The organism is Streptomyces sp. NPDC004327, from assembly GCF_042873935.1.
Taxonomy (GTDB): Bacteria; Actinomycetota; Actinomycetes; order Streptomycetales; family Streptomycetaceae; genus Streptomyces.
The window spans coordinates 71,496-89,828 of the sequence record NZ_JBIAME010000010.1 but is presented as its reverse complement, the minus strand read 5'-3'; the positions used below and the strand labels follow the sequence as shown (position 1 = coordinate 89,828).

At 72.8% G+C, this 18,333-nt stretch carries 22 protein-coding genes; 1 reads left to right on the top strand and 21 read right to left on the bottom strand.

What is annotated here, in order from left to right:
- Nucleotides 1–25 precede the first annotated feature (25 nt).
- The 11 genes from lgt to hisI all read right to left on the bottom strand — a co-directional run bounded on the left by lgt (nt 26) and on the right by hisI (nt 9,451).
- Nucleotides 26–1,099 (bottom strand): prolipoprotein diacylglyceryl transferase, encoded by a 1,074-nt coding sequence (lgt, locus tag ACFYU9_RS30500; RefSeq protein ID WP_389346853.1) that lies wholly within the window; start codon nt 1,097–1,099, stop codon nt 26–28.
- Between the two features lie 78 nt (nt 1,100–1,177).
- On the bottom strand, nt 1,178–2,011 hold the full coding sequence (locus ACFYU9_RS30495; RefSeq protein WP_389346851.1) for a DsbA family protein: 834 nt from the start codon (nt 2,009–2,011) through the stop codon (nt 1,178–1,180).
- A gap of 64 nt (nt 2,012–2,075) precedes the next feature.
- A complete protein-coding gene (gene trpA / locus ACFYU9_RS30490) occupies nt 2,076–2,897 on the bottom strand; it encodes a tryptophan synthase subunit alpha (protein ID WP_389216300.1) in 822 nt (273 codons plus the stop codon).
- A complete protein-coding gene (gene trpB, locus ACFYU9_RS30485; RefSeq protein ID WP_389216297.1) occupies nt 2,894–4,174 on the bottom strand; it encodes a tryptophan synthase subunit beta in 1,281 nt (426 codons plus the stop codon). The genes trpA and trpB overlap by 4 nt, the downstream gene beginning before the upstream one ends.
- A gap of 446 nt (nt 4,175–4,620) precedes the next feature.
- Nucleotides 4,621–4,884, bottom strand: coding sequence for a tryptophan biosynthesis modulator TrpM (gene trpM / locus ACFYU9_RS30480; protein ID WP_389216294.1), 264 nt, complete (start codon nt 4,882–4,884; stop codon nt 4,621–4,623).
- Between the two features lie 6 nt (nt 4,885–4,890).
- Entirely contained in the window at nt 4,891–5,700 is an 810-nt protein-coding gene (gene trpC / locus ACFYU9_RS30475; RefSeq protein WP_389216291.1) for an indole-3-glycerol phosphate synthase TrpC, read from the bottom strand.
- 171 nt (nt 5,701–5,871) lie between these two features.
- Nucleotides 5,872–6,354 (bottom strand): DUF2752 domain-containing protein, encoded by a 483-nt coding sequence (locus tag ACFYU9_RS30470; RefSeq protein WP_389216972.1) that lies wholly within the window; start codon nt 6,352–6,354, stop codon nt 5,872–5,874.
- A gap of 104 nt (nt 6,355–6,458) precedes the next feature.
- Entirely contained in the window at nt 6,459–6,719 is a 261-nt protein-coding gene (locus ACFYU9_RS30465; RefSeq protein WP_389216288.1) for an HGxxPAAW family protein, read from the bottom strand.
- 126 nt (nt 6,720–6,845) lie between these two features.
- The gene (locus tag ACFYU9_RS30460) at nt 6,846–7,508 is read right to left on the bottom strand and encodes a TIGR02234 family membrane protein (RefSeq protein WP_389216285.1); all 663 of its coding nucleotides are present in this window, start codon (nt 7,506–7,508) and stop codon (nt 6,846–6,848) included.
- A gap of 63 nt (nt 7,509–7,571) precedes the next feature.
- On the bottom strand, nt 7,572–9,071 hold the full coding sequence (locus ACFYU9_RS30455; protein WP_389216282.1) for an anthranilate synthase component I: 1,500 nt from the start codon (nt 9,069–9,071) through the stop codon (nt 7,572–7,574).
- A gap of 11 nt (nt 9,072–9,082) precedes the next feature.
- A complete protein-coding gene (gene hisI, locus ACFYU9_RS30450; protein WP_389216279.1) occupies nt 9,083–9,451 on the bottom strand; it encodes a phosphoribosyl-AMP cyclohydrolase in 369 nt (122 codons plus the stop codon).
- A 155-nt stretch (nt 9,452–9,606) separates the two neighbouring features.
- Here hisI and ACFYU9_RS30445 point away from each other — a divergent pair, with 155 nt between their 5' ends.
- The gene (locus ACFYU9_RS30445) at nt 9,607–10,242 is read left to right on the top strand and encodes a TIGR03085 family metal-binding protein (protein ID WP_389346849.1); all 636 of its coding nucleotides are present in this window, start codon (nt 9,607–9,609) and stop codon (nt 10,240–10,242) included.
- Nucleotides 10,243–10,344: 102 nt separating this feature from the next.
- Here ACFYU9_RS30445 and ACFYU9_RS30440 read toward each other — a convergent pair whose 3' ends face one another.
- The 10 genes from ACFYU9_RS30440 to hisD form a co-directional block, all read right to left on the bottom strand.
- Complete coding sequence (locus ACFYU9_RS30440; protein WP_389346847.1) at nt 10,345–11,625, bottom strand: MFS transporter; 1,281 nt, start codon at nt 11,623–11,625, stop codon at nt 10,345–10,347.
- 5 nt (nt 11,626–11,630) lie between these two features.
- Nucleotides 11,631–12,218, bottom strand: a complete 588-nt coding sequence (locus tag ACFYU9_RS30435) for an ArsR/SmtB family transcription factor (protein ID WP_389216270.1) — start codon at nt 12,216–12,218, stop codon at nt 11,631–11,633.
- 139 nt (nt 12,219–12,357) lie between these two features.
- Nucleotides 12,358–13,113: an imidazole glycerol phosphate synthase subunit HisF gene (gene hisF, locus ACFYU9_RS30430; RefSeq protein WP_389216268.1), complete on the bottom strand. Its 756-nt coding sequence runs from the start codon at nt 13,111–13,113 to the stop codon at nt 12,358–12,360.
- Nucleotides 13,110–13,523: a RidA family protein gene (locus ACFYU9_RS30425; protein ID WP_389216265.1), complete on the bottom strand. Its 414-nt coding sequence runs from the start codon at nt 13,521–13,523 to the stop codon at nt 13,110–13,112. Before ACFYU9_RS30425 ends, hisF begins: the two co-directional genes overlap by 4 nt.
- Nucleotides 13,520–14,263 carry a bifunctional 1-(5-phosphoribosyl)-5-((5-phosphoribosylamino)methylideneamino)imidazole-4-carboxamide isomerase/phosphoribosylanthranilate isomerase PriA gene (gene priA, locus ACFYU9_RS30420; protein ID WP_389216263.1) on the bottom strand — a complete coding sequence of 248 codons (744 nt, stop codon included), beginning with the start codon at nt 14,261–14,263 and terminating at the stop codon, nt 13,520–13,522. Before priA ends, ACFYU9_RS30425 begins: the two co-directional genes overlap by 4 nt.
- 2 nt (nt 14,264–14,265) lie before the next feature.
- Nucleotides 14,266–14,916 carry an imidazole glycerol phosphate synthase subunit HisH gene (gene hisH, locus ACFYU9_RS30415; protein WP_389216260.1) on the bottom strand — a complete coding sequence of 217 codons (651 nt, stop codon included), beginning with the start codon at nt 14,914–14,916 and terminating at the stop codon, nt 14,266–14,268.
- The gene (locus tag ACFYU9_RS30410) at nt 14,913–15,077 is read right to left on the bottom strand and encodes a hypothetical protein (RefSeq protein ID WP_389216257.1); all 165 of its coding nucleotides are present in this window, start codon (nt 15,075–15,077) and stop codon (nt 14,913–14,915) included. The genes hisH and ACFYU9_RS30410 overlap by 4 nt, the downstream gene beginning before the upstream one ends.
- A gap of 2 nt (nt 15,078–15,079) precedes the next feature.
- Complete coding sequence (gene hisB, locus ACFYU9_RS30405) at nt 15,080–15,673, bottom strand: imidazoleglycerol-phosphate dehydratase HisB (RefSeq protein ID WP_389216254.1); 594 nt, start codon at nt 15,671–15,673, stop codon at nt 15,080–15,082.
- Entirely contained in the window at nt 15,670–16,812 is a 1,143-nt protein-coding gene (locus tag ACFYU9_RS30400) for a histidinol-phosphate transaminase (protein ID WP_389346844.1), read from the bottom strand. Before ACFYU9_RS30400 ends, hisB begins: the two co-directional genes overlap by 4 nt.
- Entirely contained in the window at nt 16,809–18,206 is a 1,398-nt protein-coding gene (gene hisD, locus ACFYU9_RS30395) for a histidinol dehydrogenase (RefSeq protein ID WP_389346842.1), read from the bottom strand. The genes ACFYU9_RS30400 and hisD overlap by 4 nt, the downstream gene beginning before the upstream one ends.
- Nucleotides 18,207–18,333: the final 127 nt, after the last annotated feature.

Genomic DNA, 18,333 nt, shown 5'->3' with positions numbered 1-18,333 from the left:
CGCCGTGTGTCGCGCGGGCGCGGCGTCAGCGACCGCTCGCGCCGGCGCCGTTCCCGGCGCCGTCCTTCTCCTTGGCCTCGTCCTCGCCGTCGTCCTTGCCCTCGCCGGCGCTGTCGTCCTCGGCGGGCTTCCCGTCCTTCGGCGCCTCGTCCTCCACGGACTCCGACGCCTCCGACACCTTCGACGCCTTCGACGATCCCGACGACTCTGCCGAGTCGGCGGCCTTGTCCTCCGTCTTGCCCTCGGCGGACTCGGCGGCCTCACCGGGCTCACCCTCGGCGGTGGCCTTGCGCGGCTCCACGATCTCCTCGCGGCCCGGGCGCACCTTCGCCGAGATGATCATGTACACGACGGCGAGCACACCGACGATGATCGCGGTCCAGACGTTGAGGCGCAGGCCGAGGATGTGGTGCGCCTCGTCGATGCGCAGGTACTCGGTCCAGACGCGCCCGGAGCAGTACGCGGCGACGTACAGGGCGAAGGCCCGGCCGTGGCCCAGCTTGAAACGGCGGTCGGCCCAGATGACGAGGAAGCCGACGGCGACGTTCCACAGCGACTCGTAGAGGAAGGTCGGGTGGTAGAGGCCGGCCTCGCGGTTGGGGCCCTCGGTGATCTTCAGCGCCCACGGCACGTCGGTCGGCTTGCCGTAGAGCTCCTGGTTGAACCAGTTGCCCCAGCGGCCGATGGCCTGGGCGAAGGCGATGCCGGGCGCGATGGCGTCCGCGTACGCCGGGAGCGAGATCCCGCGGCGGCGGCAGCCGATCCAGGCGCCGACGGCACCGAGCGCGATGGCGCCCCAGATGCCGAGGCCGCCCTGCCAGATCTTGAAGGCGTCGACCCAGTTCTCACCCTCGCTGAAGTACAGCTGGTAGTCGGTGATCACGTGGTAGAGCCGGCCGCCGACGAGGCCGAAGGGCACCGCCCAGACGGCGATGTCGGCCACGGTGCCGGCGGTGCCGCCCCGGGCGATCCAGCGCTTGTTGCCGAGCCAGACGGCGACGAAGACACCGATGATGATGCAGAAGGCATAGCCGCGCAGCGGGATCGGTCCGAGGTGGATCACGCCGGTCGACGGGCTGGGAATGTAGGCAAGGTCCATGGCAGGTCCGACGCTACCCTGCCGGGCGGGCCGTGCGGCAGCCAGCCCGGCAACTTCTCCGTAACTACCTGAGGGAAGTCAGTGGCGCGTGGGGGATCCGGCGGCCGGCGAGGCGGTGCCCGGCTGCTTGCCCTTGTTGGCCTCGGCGACCCACTTCTTCAGGTTCTCCGGGGAGATCTGCTCGCTCCCCTTCTGCGGGAAGATCGACTCGCCGTTGAGGAGGACGGACGGGGTCCCGTTGAAATCGCTCTTCTTGAAGGCGTCCTGCGACTTCTTCACCCAGCTGTCGTGCGTGCCGTCCTCGACGCAGGAGCGGAAGGCGGGCGTGTCGAGGCCGGGGACCTTCGCCGCGAGCTCGATCAGCTTCTCGTTCTTCGCGTAGGCGTCGTCGGTCTCCTGCGGCTGGTTCTTGTAGAGCACGTCGTGGTACGCCGTGAACTTCCCGGCGTCCTGGGCGCAGGCGGCGGCGTTGGCGGAACGCAGCGAGCCGGTGCCGCCGAGGTTGCCGTCGATGAGGGTGACCAGGTGGTACTCGGCCTTGAGGGCGCCGGACGCCTGGAGCTGGTGGATGCTGTCGCGCATGACGCTCTCGAACTGGGCGCACGCGGGGCAGCGGAAGTCCTCCCAGACCGTGAGCGTGGACGGGGCGTCCGGGCGGCCCGTCGGGATGGCGGGCTTGTCGCCGGGGATGGCGCCGGCGGGGTCGACGACCGGGCCCGCCTTGTCGGAGGTGCCCTTGCCCCCGCTGTTGGCCGCGATCACACCGACGACCGCGGCCAGGCCGAGGACGCCGACGACCGCGGCCGACACGATGAGGACGCGTCGCCGCTTCTCGCGCGTCTTGTCGCGCTCGCGCTGTTGCTTGAGGCGCTCCCGCGCGCTCTGCATACCGTCTCGGTTGTTCTCGCTCACGCCCACAGCAACGAACCGGGGAGGCACGCGCGTGCCTCCCCGGTGACGAATCCACCCGTACGGGTTACGAGGTGCGGCGCACGCCCTCGGCGAGTTCGGCCGCCAGTTCCCTTACGGCGCCGAGGCCGGCCGTCTCGTCGGCGGCGTCGAGCATCCGCTTGACGAAGGCGGAGCCGACGATGACGCCGTCGGCGAAGCCGGCGACCTCGCGCGCCTGGGCGGCGTTGGAGACGCCGAGGCCCACGCAGACGGGCAGCTCGCCGGCGTCGGCGTCCCGGGTGCGGCGGACCAGGTCGGCGGCCTGCTCGCCGACCGACTCGCGGGTGCCGGTGACGCCCATCAGGGAAGCGGCGTAGACGAAGCCGGAGCCGGCCGCGGTGATGGTGGCGAGCCGCTCGTCCCTGCTGCTGGGCGCGACGACGAAGACGGTGGCGAGCCCGTGCCGGGTGGCGTGCTCGCGCCACACCGCGGACTCCTGGACCGGCAGGTCGGGCAGGATGCAGCCGGCGCCGCCGGCCGCGGCGAGCTCCTCGGTGAAGCGCTCGACGCCGTAGCGGTCGATGGGGTTCCAGTAGGTCATCACGAGGACCGGCTTGCCGGTGGCCTCGTGGGCCTCCTTCACCGTGCGCATGACGTCGGCGATCCTGACGCCGCCGCGCAGGGCGATGTCGTCGGCGGTCTGGATGACCGGGCCGTCGAGGACCGGGTCGCTGTGCGGCAGACCGACCTCGACGACGTCGGCGCCGCCGTCGAAGACGGCCTTGATGGCGGCGATGCCGCCGTCGACGGTCGGGAAGCCGGCCGGCAGGTACGCGATGAGCGCGGCCCGGTTGTCGGCCTTCGCCTTGGCCAGGGTGTCGCTCAGGAGCTGGATGTTGCCGGTCACTTGGCGTCCCCCTCGATCTCGGCGGTGTCGGCTGCGTTCGCGGCCACCTCGGCGTCGGTGTCGTACAGCCCGAAGTAGCGAGCGGCGGTGTCCATGTCCTTGTCGCCGCGTCCGGAGAGGTTGACGACGATCAGCCCGTCCGGGCCGAGCTCCTTGCCGACCTCCAGAGCGCCGGCCAGGGCGTGCGCCGACTCGATGGCCGGGATGATGCCCTCGGTGCGGGAGAGCAGCCGCAGCGCCTGCATGGCGGCGTCGTCGGTGACGGCCCGGTACTCGCCGCGGCCGCTGTCCTTGAGGTACGAGTGCTCCGGGCCGATGCCCGGGTAGTCCAGGCCGGCGGAGATCGAGTACGGCTCGGTGATCTGGCCCTCGTCGTCCTGGAGGACGTAGCTGCGGGAGCCGTGCAGGATGCCCGGCTCGCCGGCCGTCAGGGTGGCGGCGTGCTCGCCGGTCTCGACGCCGTGGCCGGCCGGCTCGCAGCCGATCAGGCGGACGCCGGCGTCCGGGATGAACGCGTGGAACAGACCGATGGCGTTGGAACCGCCGCCGACGCAGGCGACGGCCGCGTCGGGCAGCCGGCCGGCGCGCTCCAGGATCTGGCGGCGGGCCTCCACACCGATGACCCGGTGGAAGTCGCGGACCATGGCGGGGAACGGGTGCGGGCCCGCGACCGTGCCGAACAGGTAGTGCGTGCGGTCCACGTTGGCGACCCAGTCGCGGAACGCCTCGTTGATGGCGTCCTTGAGGGTTCGGCTGCCGGACTTCACCGCGACGACCTCGGCGCCGAGCATGCGCATGCGGGCGACGTTGAGGGCCTGGCGCTGGGTGTCGATCTCGCCCATGTAGATGGTGCAGTCGAGACCGAAGAGGGCGCAGGCGGTGGCCGTGGCGACGCCGTGCTGGCCGGCGCCGGTCTCCGCGATCACCCGGGTCTTGCCCATGCGCTTGGTGAGCAGCGCCTGGCCGAGCACGTTGTTGATCTTGTGCGAGCCGGTGTGGTTCAGGTCCTCGCGCTTGAGGAACACCCGGGCGCCGCCGGCGTGCTCGGCGAACCGCGGCACCTCGGTCAGCGCGCTCGGGCGGCCCGTGTAGTTGACCATCAGGTCGTTGAGCTCGCGCGCGAACTCCGGGTCGCTCTTGGCCTTGTCGTACTCGACGGCGACCTCGTCGACGGCGGCGACGAGGGCCTCCGGGATGAACTTGCCGCCGTAGACGCCGAAGTAGCCCTCGGCGGTGGGGACCTGACCCTCCGGGTCGGGAATGAAGAACTCGGACATGCGGATGCGCTCCTCGCGGGGCGGGTGCCCCGGGTGACGTGGGTTGGTGGTCACGGTATGCGCGCGTGAGGGTGACGTACGGCAGCGGGCGCGTGGCGCGCCTGGGCGGTGCCCGGCCCGTCGGCCACCCCGTGTGGGCAATCGTCCCGCTGGGCGGGACGGGTGGGCACACGGGACGGCGCGCTTGGCGGCGCCTCCGCCCCCTGGACCTGGCCGCACCACGACCACGACACGCTTCCGGTGCGGGTCGAGGCGCAGGAAGCCCAGGCCCGGCAGGGGGCGTCGTTTCGTTGTGCGGGGGTGGCGAAGGCGGCCATCGCGGCTGGGCGCGGGCCACGCAGGGTGGGTGCCGTTCCGGCGGGGTGACAGCCCCGTCGGCGACGCCCGCCCGGCATGGGCGGGTCAGGCGTGCCGCACCCACTGGTGCGGACGCCCTTCGCCTCGGCTCAGGCTTGGCTGCTGTACGTGATGTCGCGCGCTCGGCGCGCGCGCCATCGCATGCCGTTGACCTGGCCCGGCTCGTCACCGATCACATAGCGCACCCGGCGGCCGTGGACGCGGCGGGCGGGGGCGCGGCAGCCGCGCGGGCGGCAGCCGCGGGCGAGCGGGGCGTGGCGGCGGTCGCTTCCGTCCGCGTGCACGTCGACGGCGCCCCGGGCGCTGCGGCCCGGGACGACGTGCGGCGTGTCGTGGTGGAAGCGGAGGTCCATGCCGGGTCAGCTCCGCCCGTGGCGCAGCGCGGGGTGGGCGCCTGCGGCGACGAGGTCGGCGACGGCGGCCTTGGGGTCGCGGCCGGTGACCAGGGACTCGCCGACCAGGACCGCGTCGGCGCCGGCGTTGGCGTACGCGATGAGGTCGTGCGGGCCGCGGACGCCGGACTCGGCGACCTTGACGATGTGGGCCGGGATCTCCGGGGCGACGCGCTCGAAGGTGGAGCGGTCGACCTTGAGGGTCTTCAGGTTGCGGGCGTTGACGCCGATGATGCGGGCGCCGGCGTCGACGGCCCGCTCGACCTCCTCCTCGTCGTGGACCTCGACGAGCGGGGTGAGCCCGATGGACTCGGCGCGCTCGATGAGGGAGACGAGGGCCTCCTGCTCCAGGGCCGCGACGATGAGCAGCGCGAGGTCCGCGCCGTACGCCCGGGCCTCCCAGAGCTGGTAGGCGGTGACGATGAAGTCCTTGCGCAGGACCGGGATGTCGACCCGGGCGCGCACGGCTTCGAGGTCGGCGAGCGAGCCGCCGAAGCGGCGCTGCTCGGTGAGGACGGAGATGACGGCGGCTCCGCCCGCCTCGTAGTCGGCGGCGAGGCCGGCCGGGTCGGCGATGGCGGCGAGTGCGCCCTTGGACGGGCTGGAGCGCTTGACCTCGCAGATCACCTTGACGCCGTCGCCGCGCAGTGCGGCGACGCCGTCCTTGGCCTGCGGCGCCTTTGCGGCGCGCTCCTTGAGCTCGTCGAGGGAGACCCGCGCCTGCCGCTCTGCGAGGTCGGCGCGCACGCCTTCGATGATCTCGTCGAGCACACTCACGCGAGAGGCCCCCTTCCGGGACGGTGACGTTCTGGCGGTCTGGGTCTTGCGGACTTGCGGTCCTGCGGTCTTGTTCAGCCATGTCGATGGTATCCGCAGGTGGGCCCCGGACCCGCATCGGTTTGCGCCGCGTCCCAATTGCTGGGACTTCCGGGCGTGGCCGGAGGGCGCTCAGGGGGCCAGCGCGGAGCCGAAAGGAAGGTTCCGCACGAGGGTGAACGCTCCCAGAACGGCACCGATCGCCCACCACCAGGCCGGGGAGATCGCGAGCCGCATGGGGATGCCCCGGATGGCACGAATCAGCCAGAGGACCATGACGACGGCGAAGACGCCGTAGCCGACGACGGCGAGGGCGTTGTAGCCGAGGGCGGCGCCGATGTCGCCGTGGACGAAGGCGTGGGCGCTGCGCAGGCCGCCGCAGCCGGGGCAGTAGATGCCGGTGAAGCGGAGCAGCGGGCAGACGGGGTAGTGCCCGGGTTCGCCCGGGTCGACGGTGCCGACGTACGCGAAGGCCGCGGCGACGGCGGTGAGCGCGCCGAGCGGAGCGAGCAGGCGGCGGGCGAGCGGCCCGGGCGGCGGCGGAGGCCCGAACGGCGGGTACGACGGGTACGGGGTGCCCTGGGGGGCGGGCGCGGGGGCCGGCTGCTCGGTCACGGCTCCCGCCGTCGGGTTCGGGTCCACCCGGTGATTGTCGCCGGTGACGCGCGAAGGCGCAGCCCCGTGTCGCGGGACTGCGCCTTCGGAGTGACGTTGGGCGATCAGGCGCCGGTCTTCTCCAGAACGCGGGCGGTGGCGGCCTCGCGGGCGGCCACGACGTCGGCGGTGGGCTTCGGCATGCCGAGGCCCGCGACCTTCATCGCGCCACCGACGACACCGCCGAGGAGGATGACACCGATACCGGCCCAGAAGCCGGGACCGTTGGCCGCCACCATGAAGACTCCGGCGATGCAGAAGCCGATGAAGGAGATGATGACACCGGTCCAGGCGGCCGGGGTGTGTCCGTGGGCGCTGCCCGCCATGAGTTGCTCCTCGTTGATGTTGCTCGGTGGTGACGTCTCAGTGACGTCTCATTGTTCCGCACATGGGGCCGCGGCGGTGAATCGGGGTGCCCGAACGATCACGCGTCGCGGCGAAGGAGCGGGAACTCAGTCGCCGTGCGTCGGGTCCTCGCCGCGGTCGAGGGCCTTCCACAGGTCCTCGGGGCGGTCGGGGTCGACGGCCGCGGCCCGGCCGCGGCGGCCCGCGCGCGGGGCGCCGGAGCGCTCGTAGCGGCCGCCCATCGCGGGCCAGGACTTGCCGAAGCGCAGCGCGAAGAGCCCGGCGACCAGGATGAGCAGGGCGCCGGCGGCGGCCACGTACGGCCAGACGGTGTGGCTGAGGCCGCCGACGGCGGCCGCGGTGTTGCCGCTGACCCTGGCCGCCTCCGCGTTCAGCGCGTCGCTGTCGGAGGCGCCGAGGACGGCGGCGAGGGCCGCGCCCGCCCCGCTCAGGGCGAGCAGGGCGGCGACCAGGGTGCGGCCGGCGCGGCGGACGGCGAAGACCGCGACGAGCGCGGCCAGGCCGACGATGGCGAGCGCGGTCGGCACGCCGGTGACGGCACCGCCGTCGGCCTGCACGGGGACGGAGCCGCCGCCGACCGCCGCGGTGCCCTCGGCCCACTTCTGTCCGGCGGAGAGCAGGACGACGGTGGCTCCGAGGGCGCCGAGCAGCAGGGCCACGGCCAGGCTGCGGCGGGCGCCGGAGGAGGCGGCGCCGCCCGGACGGGCGGCTCGGGGCTGGGGTACGGAAGCGGCACTCACATACCCCACTATCCCCTACCGGCCCAGAAGCGATTCATCCGGTCGCGGCACTCGGTGGGTGAGTCGCGGCATTCAGTGGGTGATGGGTGCCGTCATCCGGTTGGCGGTGTGGACGGCGCGGAGCACCGCCGCCGCCTTGTTGCGGCACTCGGTGTCCTCGGAGACCGGGTCGGAGTCGGCGACGACACCGGCTCCGGCCTGCACGTACGCCGTTCCGTCGCGCAGCAGGGCGGTACGGATGGCGATGGCCGTGTCGGAGTCGCCCGCGAAGTCGAGGTAGCCGACGCAGCCGCCGTACAGGCCGCGCCGGGACGGCTCCAGCTCCTCGATGATCTGCATCGCGCGCGGCTTGGGCGCCCCGGAGAGGGTGCCGGCCGGGAAGCAGGCGGTGAGGACGTCGAAGGCGGTCTTCCCCTGGGCGACCTTGCCGGTCACGGTGGAGACGATGTGCATGACGTGCGAGTAGCGCTCGACGGACATGAAGTCGACGACCTCGACGGAGCCCGGCTCGCAGACCCGGCCCAGGTCGTTGCGGCCGAGGTCGACGAGCATCAGGTGCTCGGCGCGCTCCTTGGGGTCGGCGAGCAGCTCCTCGGCGAGGTCGTGGTCCTCCTGCGGGGTGGCGCCGCGGTGCCGGGTGCCGGCGATGGGGTGGACCATCGCGCGGCCGTCCTCGACCTTGACCAGGGCCTCGGGCGAGGATCCGACGACGTCGAAGCCGTTCTCGAAGCGGAAGAGGTACATGTACGGGGACGGGTTGGTGGCCCGCAGCACCCGGTAGACGTCGAGGGCGGAGGCGGTGCACTCCGTCTCGAACCGCTGCGAGGGCACCACCTGGAAGGCCTCGCCGGCCCGGATGCGCTCCTTGATGTCCTCGACGGCGTCCTGGTAGGCGGGGCCGCCCCAGAGCGCGGAGAACTCGGGCAGGGCGGACTCAGGAAGCGCGACCGGGGTGGAGGCGACGGGGCGGGCCAGGTCGGCCTCCATCGCGTCGAGGCGGGCGACGGCGTGCGCGTACGCCTCGTCGACACCGGTCTCCAGGTCGTTGTGGTTGATCGCGTTGGCGATCAGGAGCACCGAGCCGTCCCAGTGGTCGAGGACGGCGAGGTCACTGGTGAGCAGCATGGTGAGCTCGGGCAGCCGCAGGTCGTCGGTGCCGTGCTCGCCGATGCGCTCCAGGCGGCGCACGATGTCGTAGCCGAGGTAGCCGACCATGCCGCCGGTGAACGGGGGCATCCCGGAGGCCAGGTCGCGCGGGGTGTGCAGGGTCTCGACGGTGGCGCGCAGGGCGGCGAGCGGATCGCCGTCGACGGGGACGCCGACGGGCGGGGTGCCGAGCCAGTGCGCCTGGCCGTCCTCGACGGTGAGGGTGGCGTCGCTGCGGACGCCGATGAAGGAGTAGCGGGACCAGCTGCGGCCGTTCTCCGCGGATTCGAGGAGGAAGGTGCCCGGGCGTTCGGCGGCGAGCTTGCGGTAGAGCCCGACCGGGGTGTCGCCGTCGGCGAGGAGCCGGCGGCTGACGGGGATGACGCGGCGGTCGGCCGCCAGCTTGCGGAAGGTCTCGAGATCCATGGCGCCAGACCCTACTCGGCCGCGAGAAGCACGTCGGTGTCGAAGCAGGTGCGGGTGCCGGTGTGGCAGGCGGCGCCGACCTGGTCGACCTTGACGAGCAGTGTGTCGGCGTCGCAGTCGAGGGCGACCGCCTTCACGTGCTGGACGTGGCCGGAGGTGTCGCCCTTGACCCAGTACTCCTGGCGGCTGCGGGACCAGTAGGTGGCGCGGCCGGTGGTGAGGGTGCGGTGCAGCGCCTCGTCGTCCATCCAGCCGAGCATGAGCACCTCGCCGGTGTCGTGCTGCTGGGCGATGGCGGGGACGAGGCCGTCGGCGCTGCGCTTGAGGCGGTCGGCGATGGCCGGGTCGAGGTCGCTGGAGGTCCGGGGCGTGCTGGTCATGCCGCCATTGTGCCGTGACGGCGGGTGCCGGACGGGGTTGCGTCCAGTGGGCGGACCCCGGGGTCCGGTCGGCGGGCGGCGGCGGGGCGAAGCGGCGACACGGCCGGCGGGTGCCCGCTGGGCGGAGCGGCCGTCCGGGCCTTACGCTGGCGCACATGTCGACCCATGCCAAGCGTGAACGACTTCTGCTCGCCGACCTGTTGGAGGCGGCCGGCCCGGACGCGCCGACGCTCTGCGAGGGGTGGCGGACCCAGGACCTGGCGGCGCACGTGGTGGTGCGGGAGCGCCGGCCGGACGCGGCGGCGGGCACGCTCGTCCCGCTGCTCAAGGACCGGCTCGACCGGGTGCAGGCGGAGTTCGCCGCGAAGCCGTACGAGGAGCTGGTCCAGCTCCTCCGTTCGGGTCCGCCGCGGCTGTCCCCGTTCACGATCAAGCAGGTGGACGAGGGCGCGAACATCGTCGAGTTCTACGTCCACGCCGAGGACGTGCGCCGGGCGCAGCCTGACTGGACCGCGCGCCCGCTCGACCCGGTCTTCGCGGACGCCCTGTGGTCACGCCTGGAGAAGTCGGCGCGGCTGCTCGGCCGCAAGGCGCCGGTGGGGCTCGTGCTGCGCCGCCCGGACGGGCAGACGGTGGTGGCGCACCGCGGCGTGCCGGTGGTGACGGTGTCCGGGGAGCCGGGCGAGCTGATCATGTTCCTGTTCGGGCGGCAGGACGCGGCGAAGGTGGCGCTGGACGGCGAGCCGGACGCCGTGGCGAAGCTGCACACGACGAAGCAGCTGGGGCTCTAGGGCCTGTCCGACCCTGATCCGCCGGACAGGCCCTGGCCGGGCTCGCCGGTCATGGCGAGCCCGGCATGACCGGCGAGACATCCGTAGGACCTGTCCGGCGGGTCAGGCCCCGGCGGTGATCCGCCGGGCGGGGCTCTGGCCCTTCGGCAGCTCGGCCCTGCGCAGGGCGGGTACGGCGAGACCGTAGACGCCGCTGAGGGCGCAGACGGCGGCGCCCGCGACGAAGACCGGGCCGAGGCCCCAGTGGCCGATGGCCGCGCCGGTGAGCGGGAGGGCGAGCGGGGCGATGCCGAGGCTGCCGAGGCTGGAGACGGCGCTCACCCGGCCGAGGTAGGCGGGGTCGCACGCGGTCTGGACGAGTGCGCCGCAGAGCACTCCGGAGAGTCCGGCGAGCACGCCGATGGACAGGGCGACGAGGACGGCGACGGGCAGCAGGGGCACGTAGGCGAGGGCGCCGATCGACACGGCTCCGAGGATCATGACCCCGTTGAGGACGGCGCCCGCGCGGGGGACGCGGCCGCGGACGGTGAGGAGCAGGGAGGCGGCGCTCGCGCCCGTACCGAAGCCGGCGAGGATCCAGCCGATGCCGGCCGCTCCCCAGCCGCGCTGCTCGGCCAGGAGGGCGAGGCCGACGTTGAGCGGGCCGGCGAAGCCGAGGTCGCCGAGGAGTACGACGACCATCAGCGGGCCGAGGACCCGGTGGCGGCGGACGTAGCGCAGGCCGTCGGCGAGGTCGCCCAGGGCGGTGCTGCCGGCCGTGGCGTTCTCGGCGGGCAGCGGCCGGATCCGCAGCGTGCACAGCAGCGGCAGGGAGAGGGCGAACAGCACGCCGGCGAGGGTGAAGGCCGTGGCGGAGCCGCCGACGGCGACGGCGAGGCCGCCGAGCGGGGAGCCGAGGACGGCGCCGAGGCGGTAGGCGATGCCGCGCATGCCCTGGACGCGGGCGAGCTGGTCGTGCGCGGCGATCCGGGGCGGCAGGGCGCCGACGGCCGGCAGGAAGAGGGCGTCGACGGTGCCGAAGACGAGGGCGACGGCGGCCAGGATCCACAGGCCGGGCGAGGCGAGGAACAGGGTCGCGGCGAGGCCGAGGGTGACCAGGCAGCGGACGGTGTCCGAGGCGATGACGACCCGGCGCGGGCCGAGCCGGTCCGCGATCACTCCCCCGAACAGCATGAGCAGGGCGCGCGGCACGGCGGAGACCGCCATGACGAGGCCCGCCTGGGCGGGAGTGCCGCTGCTGACGGCGGCCCAGGAGAGGGCGAGGTAGTAGACGCTGTCGCCGAGGGTGGAGGCGGTGAAGGCGCCGAGCCAGCGCAGGACCTGAGGGTTGCGGTGGGCGGGGCGGGCCGCGGCGGCGACGGGGGCGGCGATGGTCGTGGTCATCGCGCTCAGCCCCGGTAGGGGAAGCCGTGGAGGTGGACGGCGACGTTCTCGCGGCCCTCGGTGTCGCCGGCGGCCTCGGCGGCGCGGGCCGCCTGGTCGTACTTCGTCAGGAGCGCGTCCAGCTCCTTGCCGAGGGCGGCGAGTTCGGGCGCGGTGAGGCGGGGCAGCCATTCGGAGCTGATGGCGGCGGAGCGCCACTCCTCGGACCAGGTGTGGCGCTCGTCGAGGAAGCGGCGCTGCATCCCGGTGCGCTGCTCGCTGACCGTGCGGCCGAAGGCGGCGCTCGCGGCGGCGAGTTCGGGGGCGCCGGTCATGTCCTCCTCGCGGATGCTGAAGCCGTACGAGCTCGGCTGCCACCATCGCTCCCGGCCGTCCGCCGACTGGGCCTTCGCCTCCTCGATGAGGCCGTGCTCGGCGAGCTTGCGCAGGTGGTAGCTGACCAGCGACACGGCCTCGTCGACCTGCTCGGCGAGCTGGGAGGCGGTGGCGGTACGGGCGACGAAGAGGGCGCGGTAGAGGCGCATGCGCAGCGGGTGCGCGATGGCCTTGAGGGTGCCCAGGTCGTCGATGCGGCGGTTCTCCGGCGAGGTCATGTCCACGACCGTAGATGCGAAAGAAAACTTGCGCAACAGAAATTGCACAAATAATCCTGCGCGTCCGCGGAGAGTTCAGGGCACGAAGAAGGGCCCCCGAGGGGGCCCTTCCGGAGACTGCTCAGAAGCGGAATCCGCCTCAGCGGACCTCGTGGCCCGTCTCCCGCAGCGCCTGCTTCACCTCGCCGATCCGCAGATCGCCGAAGTGGAAGACGGAGGCCGCGAGCACCGCGTCCGCGCCCGCGTCGATCGCCGGCGGGAAGTCGGCCAGCTTGCCGGCGCCGCCGGAAGCGATCACCGGCACGGTGACGTGCTTGCGCACGGCCGCGATCATCTCGATGTCGTAGCCGTCCTTGGTGCCGTCGGCGTCCATCGAGTTGAGCAGGATCTCGCCCGCGCCCAGGTCGGCGGCCCGGTGCGCCCACTCGACGGCGTCGATGCCGGTGCCCTCGCGGCCGCCGTGCGTCGTCACCTCGAAGGAGCCGGAGGCCGTGCGCCGGGCGTCGACCGAGAGCACCAGGACCTGGCGGCCGAAGCGCTCGGCGATCTCGCGGATCAGCTCGGGACGCGCGATGGCGGCCGTGTTGACGCCCACCTTGTCGGCGCCGGCCCGCAGCAGCTTGTCGACGTCCTCGGCGGAGCGGACGCCGCCGCCGACGGTCAGCGGGATGAAGACCTGCTCGGCGGTGCGGCGCACCACGTCGTAGGTGGTCTCCCGGTTGCCGGAGGAGGCGGTGATGTCGAGGAAGGTCAGCTCGTCGGCGCCCTCGGCGTCGTACAGCTTGGCCATCTCGACGGGATCGCCCGCGTCCCGCAGGTTCTGGAAGTTGACGCCCTTGACGACCCGGCCGTTGTCCACGTCCAGGCAGGGGATCACGCGTACGGCGAGGCTCATGCCGCACCTCCCTCGGTGAAGTCCGGCCGGTACGCCTCGACCTCGACCTCGACGACGAGGCGCGGGTCGACGAAGCCGGAGACGATGATCATCGACGCGGCGGGGCGGACGGCGTCGAACAGCTCCTTGTGGGCGCGGCCGACCTCCTCCACGTCGCGCGCGTGGGTGATGTACATGCGCGTCCGCACGACGTGCTCGGGGCCCAGGTCCAGCTGCTTCAGGGCGTCGAAGGCCACCTTGAAGGAGTTGACCGCCTGCTCGTACGGGCCGCCGTCGGCGATGGCGCCGCCGACGACCGAGGTGCAGCCGGCGACCAGCACGGTGCCGTTCGGCAGCTCCACCGCGCGGGAGTAGCCGAACTGCTCCTCCCAGGGAGCGCCCGTCGACACCTTCCTCAGTGCGCCGCTCATGCGGAAGCCACCGCCGTGAGCGCCTCTTCGAGGGTGAAGGCCTTCGCGTACAGCGCCTTGCCGACGATCGCGCCCTCGACGCCCAGCGGCACGAGTCCGGCCAGCGCCCGCAGGTCGTCCAGGGAGGAGACGCCGCCGGAGGCGACGACGGGCTTGTCGGTGGCGGCGCAGACGTTGCGCAGCAGCTCCAGGTTGGGGCCCTGGAGGGTGCCGTCCTTGGCGATGTCGGTGACGACGTAGCGGGCGCAGCCCTCGGCGTCGAGACGGGCCAGCGTCTCGTACAGGTCGCCGCCGTCGCGGGTCCAGCCGCGGCCCTTCAGGGTGGTGCCGCGCACGTCGAGGCCGACGGCGATCTTGTCGCCGTGCTCGGCGATGACCTTGGCGACCCAGTCGGGGGTCTCCAGGGCGGCGGTGCCGAGGTTGACGCGGGTGCAGCCGGTGGCGAGGGCCGCGGCGAGCGAGGCGTCGTCGCGGATGCCGCCGGAGAGCTCCACCTTGAGGTTCATGTCCGCCATGGATTCGGCGACCTGGCGGACCAGGTCCCGGTTGTCGCCGGTGCCGAAGGCGGCGTCCAGGTCGACCAGGTGCAGCCACTCGGCGCCGGAGCGCTGCCAGGAGAGGGCGGCCTCCAGAGGGGAGCCGTAGGAGGTCTCGGTGCCGGACTCGCCGTGGACGAGGCGGACCGCCTGGCCGTCGCGGACGTCGACGGCGGGCAGGAGTTCGAGCAGGGCGGGCGACACGGTCACAGGGTTCCGATCCAGTTGGTGAGGAGCTGGGCGCCGGCGTCGCCGGACTTCTCGGGGTGGAACTGGGTCGCCCACAGGGCGCCGTTCTCCACCGCGGCGACGAACGGCTCGCCGTGGGTGGCCCAGGTGACCTTCGGGGCGCGCATGTTGGGGTTGCCGACCTCCAGGCTCCAGTCGCGCACCGCGTAGGAGTGCACGAAGTAGAACCGGGCGTCGGCGTCGAGGCCGGCGAACAGCTCGGTGCCGGCGGGCGCGTCGACCGTATTCCAGCCCATGTGGGGCACGACGGGCGCGTTCAGCGGCTCGACCGTGCCGGGCCACTCGTCGAGGCCCTCGGTCTCGACGCCGTGCTCGATGCCGCGGGCGAAGAGGATCTGCATGCCGACGCAGATGCCCATGACGGGCCGTCCGCCGGCGAGCCGGCGGCCGACGATCCAGTCGCCGCGGGCCTCCTTGAGGCCCTGCATGCAGGCGGAGAAGGCGCCCACGCCGGGGACGAGGAGCCCGTCGGCGTTCATGGCCTTGTCGTAGTCGCGGGTGATCTCGACGTCGGCGCCGACCCGGGCGAGGGCCCGCTCGGCGGAGCGCACGTTGCCGAAGCCGTAGTCGAAGACCACGACCTTCTTCGGGGATCCGGCGGCCGTCATGACCACACGTCCAGCCGCAGGAGGCCGGCCGCGAGGCACATGGCGGCGCCGAACGCGAGCACGCCGACGAGGCTCTTGGACTGCTTCTGCTTGACGAAGGAGTAGACGCCGCCGAGGAGGAAGAGACCGACGACGATGAGGACGGTGGAGAGTCCGTTCACGGTTACAGGGCGCCCTTCGTGGAGGGGAGGATGCCGGCGGCGCGCGGGTCGCGCTCGGAGGCGTAGCGGAGCGCCCGGGCGAGCGCCTTGAACTGGCACTCGACGATGTGGTGCGCGTTGCGACCGTACGGGACGTGGACGTGCAGGGCGATCTGCGCCTGGGCGACGAACGACTCCAGGATGTGCCGCGTCATCGTCGTGTCGTAGGAGCCGATCATCGGCGCCATGTTCTCGGGCTCGGTGTGCACCAGGTAGGGGCGGCCGGAGAGGTCGACGGTGACCTGGGCGAGCGACTCGTCCAGCGGGACGGTGCAGTTGCCGAAGCGGTAGATGCCGACCTTGTCGCCGAGGGCCTGCTTGAAGGCGGCGCCCAGCGCGAGGGCGGTGTCCTCGATGGTGTGGTGCGTGTCGATGTGCAGGTCGCCGTCGGTCTTCACGGTCAGGTCGAACAGACCGTGCCGGCCGAGCTGGTCGAGCATGTGGTCGTAGAAACCGACCCCGGTCGACACGTCGACCTTTCCGGTGCCGTCGAGGTCTATCTCGACGACGACGGACGTCTCCTTGGTGGTGCGCTCAACGCGGCCTACGCGGCTCATGCGTTCTGCTCCTTCTTCAGCTCACGAACCGCGTCGAGGAACGCGTCGTTCTCTTCGGGGGTGCCCGCGGTGACCCGCAGCCAGCCCGGCACGCCGTTGTCCCGGACCAGGACGCCCCGGTCGAGGATCTTCCGCCAGGCCGCGTGGGAGCCCTCCGCTCCTTCGAAGCGGCCGAACTGGACGAAGTTGGCGTCGGACTCGGTGACCTCGTAGCCGGTCGCGCGCAGTTCGGCGACCAGGCGGTCGCGCTCGGCCTTGAGCTGCTCGACGTACCCGAGGAGGGTGTCGGTGTGCTCCAGGGCGGCGAGCGCGGTGGCCTGGGTGACGGCGGAGAGGTGGTACGGCAGGCGGACCAGCTGGACGGCGTCGACCACGGCGGGGTGGGCGGCGAGATAGCCCAGGCGCAGGCCCGCGGCGCCGAACGCCTTGGACATGGTCCGGGAGACCACCAGGTTCGGGCGGCCCTCGATGAGGGGCAGCAGCGAGGCCCGGTGGCTGAACTCCACGTACGCCTCGTCGACGACGACCAGGGCGCCGGCGCCGGGCCGGGCGGCCTGGGCGGCCTCGTACAGGGCGAGGACGGTCGCGGCCTCGACCGCGGTGCCGGTGGGGTTGTTGGGCGAGGTCACGAAGACGACGTCCGGCGCGTTCTCCGCGATCGCGCTGACGGCCGCCGCCACGTCGATGGTGAAGTCGTCGTTGCGCGGGCCGGAGATCCAGCCGGTGCCGGTGCCGCGGGCGATCAGGGCGTGCATCGAGTACGAGGGCTCGAAGCCGATCGCGGTGCGGCCGGGGCCGCCGAAGGTCTGCAGCAGCTGCTGGAGCACCTCGTTGGAGCCGTTGGCGGCCCACACGTTCGCGAAGCCCACCCGGTGGCCGGCGGTGCGGGTGAGGTAGCGGGCCAGCTCGGTGCGCAGCTCGACGGCGTCCCGGTCGGGGTAGCGGTTGAGGCCGCGCGCGGCCTCGGCGACCCGCTCCGCGATCCGGGCCACCAGCGGCTCGGGCAGCGGGTAGGGGTTCTCGTTGGTGTTCAGCTGGACGGGCACGTCGAGCTGGGGCGCGCCGTACGGGGACTTGCCCTTGAGCTCGTCGCGGATCGGCAGGTCGTCGATCCCGAGGGTGTCGTTCTTGTCGGTCACTTGCTCTCCGGCACCTTCCACCCACCGCGCTCGTCCGGTTCGCCTCCGGCACTGCGCTCGTCCGGTTCGCCTCCGCCAAAACGCGCCTTGATCGCGGCGCCGTGCGCGGGCAGGTCCTCCGCCTCGGCGAGGGTCACCACGTGGTGGGCGACCTCGGCGAGGGCGTCGCGGCTGTAGTCCACGATGTGGACGCCGCGCAGGAAGGACTGCACCGACAGGCCCGAGGAGTGGCAGGCGCAGCCACCGGTGGGCAGCACGTGGTTGGAGCCGGCGCAGTAGTCGCCGAGGGAGACCGGCGCCCAGGGGCCGACGAAGATCGCGCCCGCGTTGCGGACCCGGTCGGCGACGGCGGCGGCGTCGGCGGTCTGGATCTCCAGGTGCTCGGCGCCGTAGGCGTCGACGACCTTGAGGCCGTCCGCCAGGTCGGTGACGAGGACGATCGCGGACTGCCGGCCGGCGAGCGCCGGGACGATCCGGTCGTCGACGTGCTTGGACGCGGCGACCTGCGTCTTCAGCTCGGCCTCGACGGCCTCGGCGAGCTCGGCGGAGTCGGTGACGAGCACGGAGGCGGCCATCGGGTCGTGCTCGGCCTGGCTGATCAGGTCGGCGGCGACGTGCACCGGGTCGGCGGTGGAGTCGGCGAGGACGGCGATCTCGGTGGGGCCGGCCTCGGCGTCGATGCCGATGCGGCCCTTGAGGAGGCGCTTGGCGGCGGCCACGTAGATGTTGCCGGGGCCCGTGACCAGGTTGACCGGGGCGCAGCCGGGCTCGTCGGCGGTGCCCTGCGTGCCGTACGCGAACATGGCGATGGCCTGGGCGCCGCCGGCCGCGTAGACCTCGTCCACGCCGAGCAGGGCGCAGGCGGCCAGGATCGTCGGGTGCGGCAGGCCGCCGAAGTCCTTCTGCGGCGGGGAGGAGACGGCGATGCCCTCGACGCCGGCCTCCTGCGCCGGGACGACGTTCATCACGACGGAGGACGGGTAGACGGAGCGGCCGCCGGGCACGTAGAGGCCGACGCGCTCGACCGGGATCCACTTCTCGGTGACCGTGCCGCCGGGCACGACCTGGGTGGTGTGGGTGGTGCGGCGCTGGTCGCGGTGGACCACACGGGTGCGCCGGATCGACTCCTCCAGGGCCGCGCGGACGGCCGGGTCGAGCTCGTCGAGGGCGCGGGCGATCGCCTCGGCGGGCACGCGCAGGCTCTCGACGCGCACGCCGTCGAATTTCTCCCCGTAGTCGATCACCGCGGCCGCGCCATGATGCCGTACGCCCTCGCAGATCGGCCGCACCTTCTCCAGGGCGGCTTCCACGTCGAACTCGGCACGGGGCAGCAGGTCGCGCAGCGCGGAACCCTCGGGGAGGGTCTCGCCACGCAGATCGATTCGAGAAATCACGGGTCAATTCTCTCAGACGCCCCTCAGGGCCGGACGTCCGTATCACTGGCTGATACGAACCACTCTGACGTCTGATACGCACCACTGGCGTCTTGTCGCCACACCTGACCGTTAGCGTTCAGTCCGT

Bases quoted from the DNA above. Each gene is read 5' to 3' on its own strand.
- ACFYU9_RS30455 (WP_389216282.1), bottom strand. From the start codon at position 9,071: ATGGATCTCGAGACCTTCCGCAAGCTGGCGGCCGACCGCCGCGTCATC.
- ACFYU9_RS30425 (WP_389216265.1), bottom strand. From the start codon at position 13,523: ATGAGCGGCGCACTGAGGAAGGTGTCGACGGGCGCTCCCTGGGAGGAG.
- hisI (WP_389216279.1), bottom strand. From the start codon at position 9,451: ATGACCAGCACGCCCCGGACCTCCAGCGACCTCGACCCGGCCATCGCC.
- hisB (WP_389216254.1), bottom strand. From the start codon at position 15,673: ATGAGCCGCGTAGGCCGCGTTGAGCGCACCACCAAGGAGACGTCCGTC.
- hisF (WP_389216268.1), bottom strand. From the start codon at position 13,113: ATGAGCCTCGCCGTACGCGTGATCCCCTGCCTGGACGTGGACAACGGC.
- ACFYU9_RS30440 (WP_389346847.1), bottom strand. From the start codon at position 11,625: ATGACCACGACCATCGCCGCCCCCGTCGCCGCCGCGGCCCGCCCCGCC.
- ACFYU9_RS30435 (WP_389216270.1), bottom strand. From the start codon at position 12,218: ATGACCTCGCCGGAGAACCGCCGCATCGACGACCTGGGCACCCTCAAG.
- lgt (WP_389346853.1), bottom strand. From the start codon at position 1,099: ATGGACCTTGCCTACATTCCCAGCCCGTCGACCGGCGTGATCCACCTC.
- hisH (WP_389216260.1), bottom strand. From the start codon at position 14,916: ATGACGGCCGCCGGATCCCCGAAGAAGGTCGTGGTCTTCGACTACGGC.
- trpM (WP_389216294.1), bottom strand. From the start codon at position 4,884: ATGGACCTCCGCTTCCACCACGACACGCCGCACGTCGTCCCGGGCCGC.
- ACFYU9_RS30465 (WP_389216288.1), bottom strand. From the start codon at position 6,719: ATGGCGGGCAGCGCCCACGGACACACCCCGGCCGCCTGGACCGGTGTC.
- ACFYU9_RS30445 (WP_389346849.1), top strand. From the start codon at position 9,607: ATGTCGACCCATGCCAAGCGTGAACGACTTCTGCTCGCCGACCTGTTG.
- trpB (WP_389216297.1), bottom strand. From the start codon at position 4,174: ATGTCCGAGTTCTTCATTCCCGACCCGGAGGGTCAGGTCCCCACCGCC.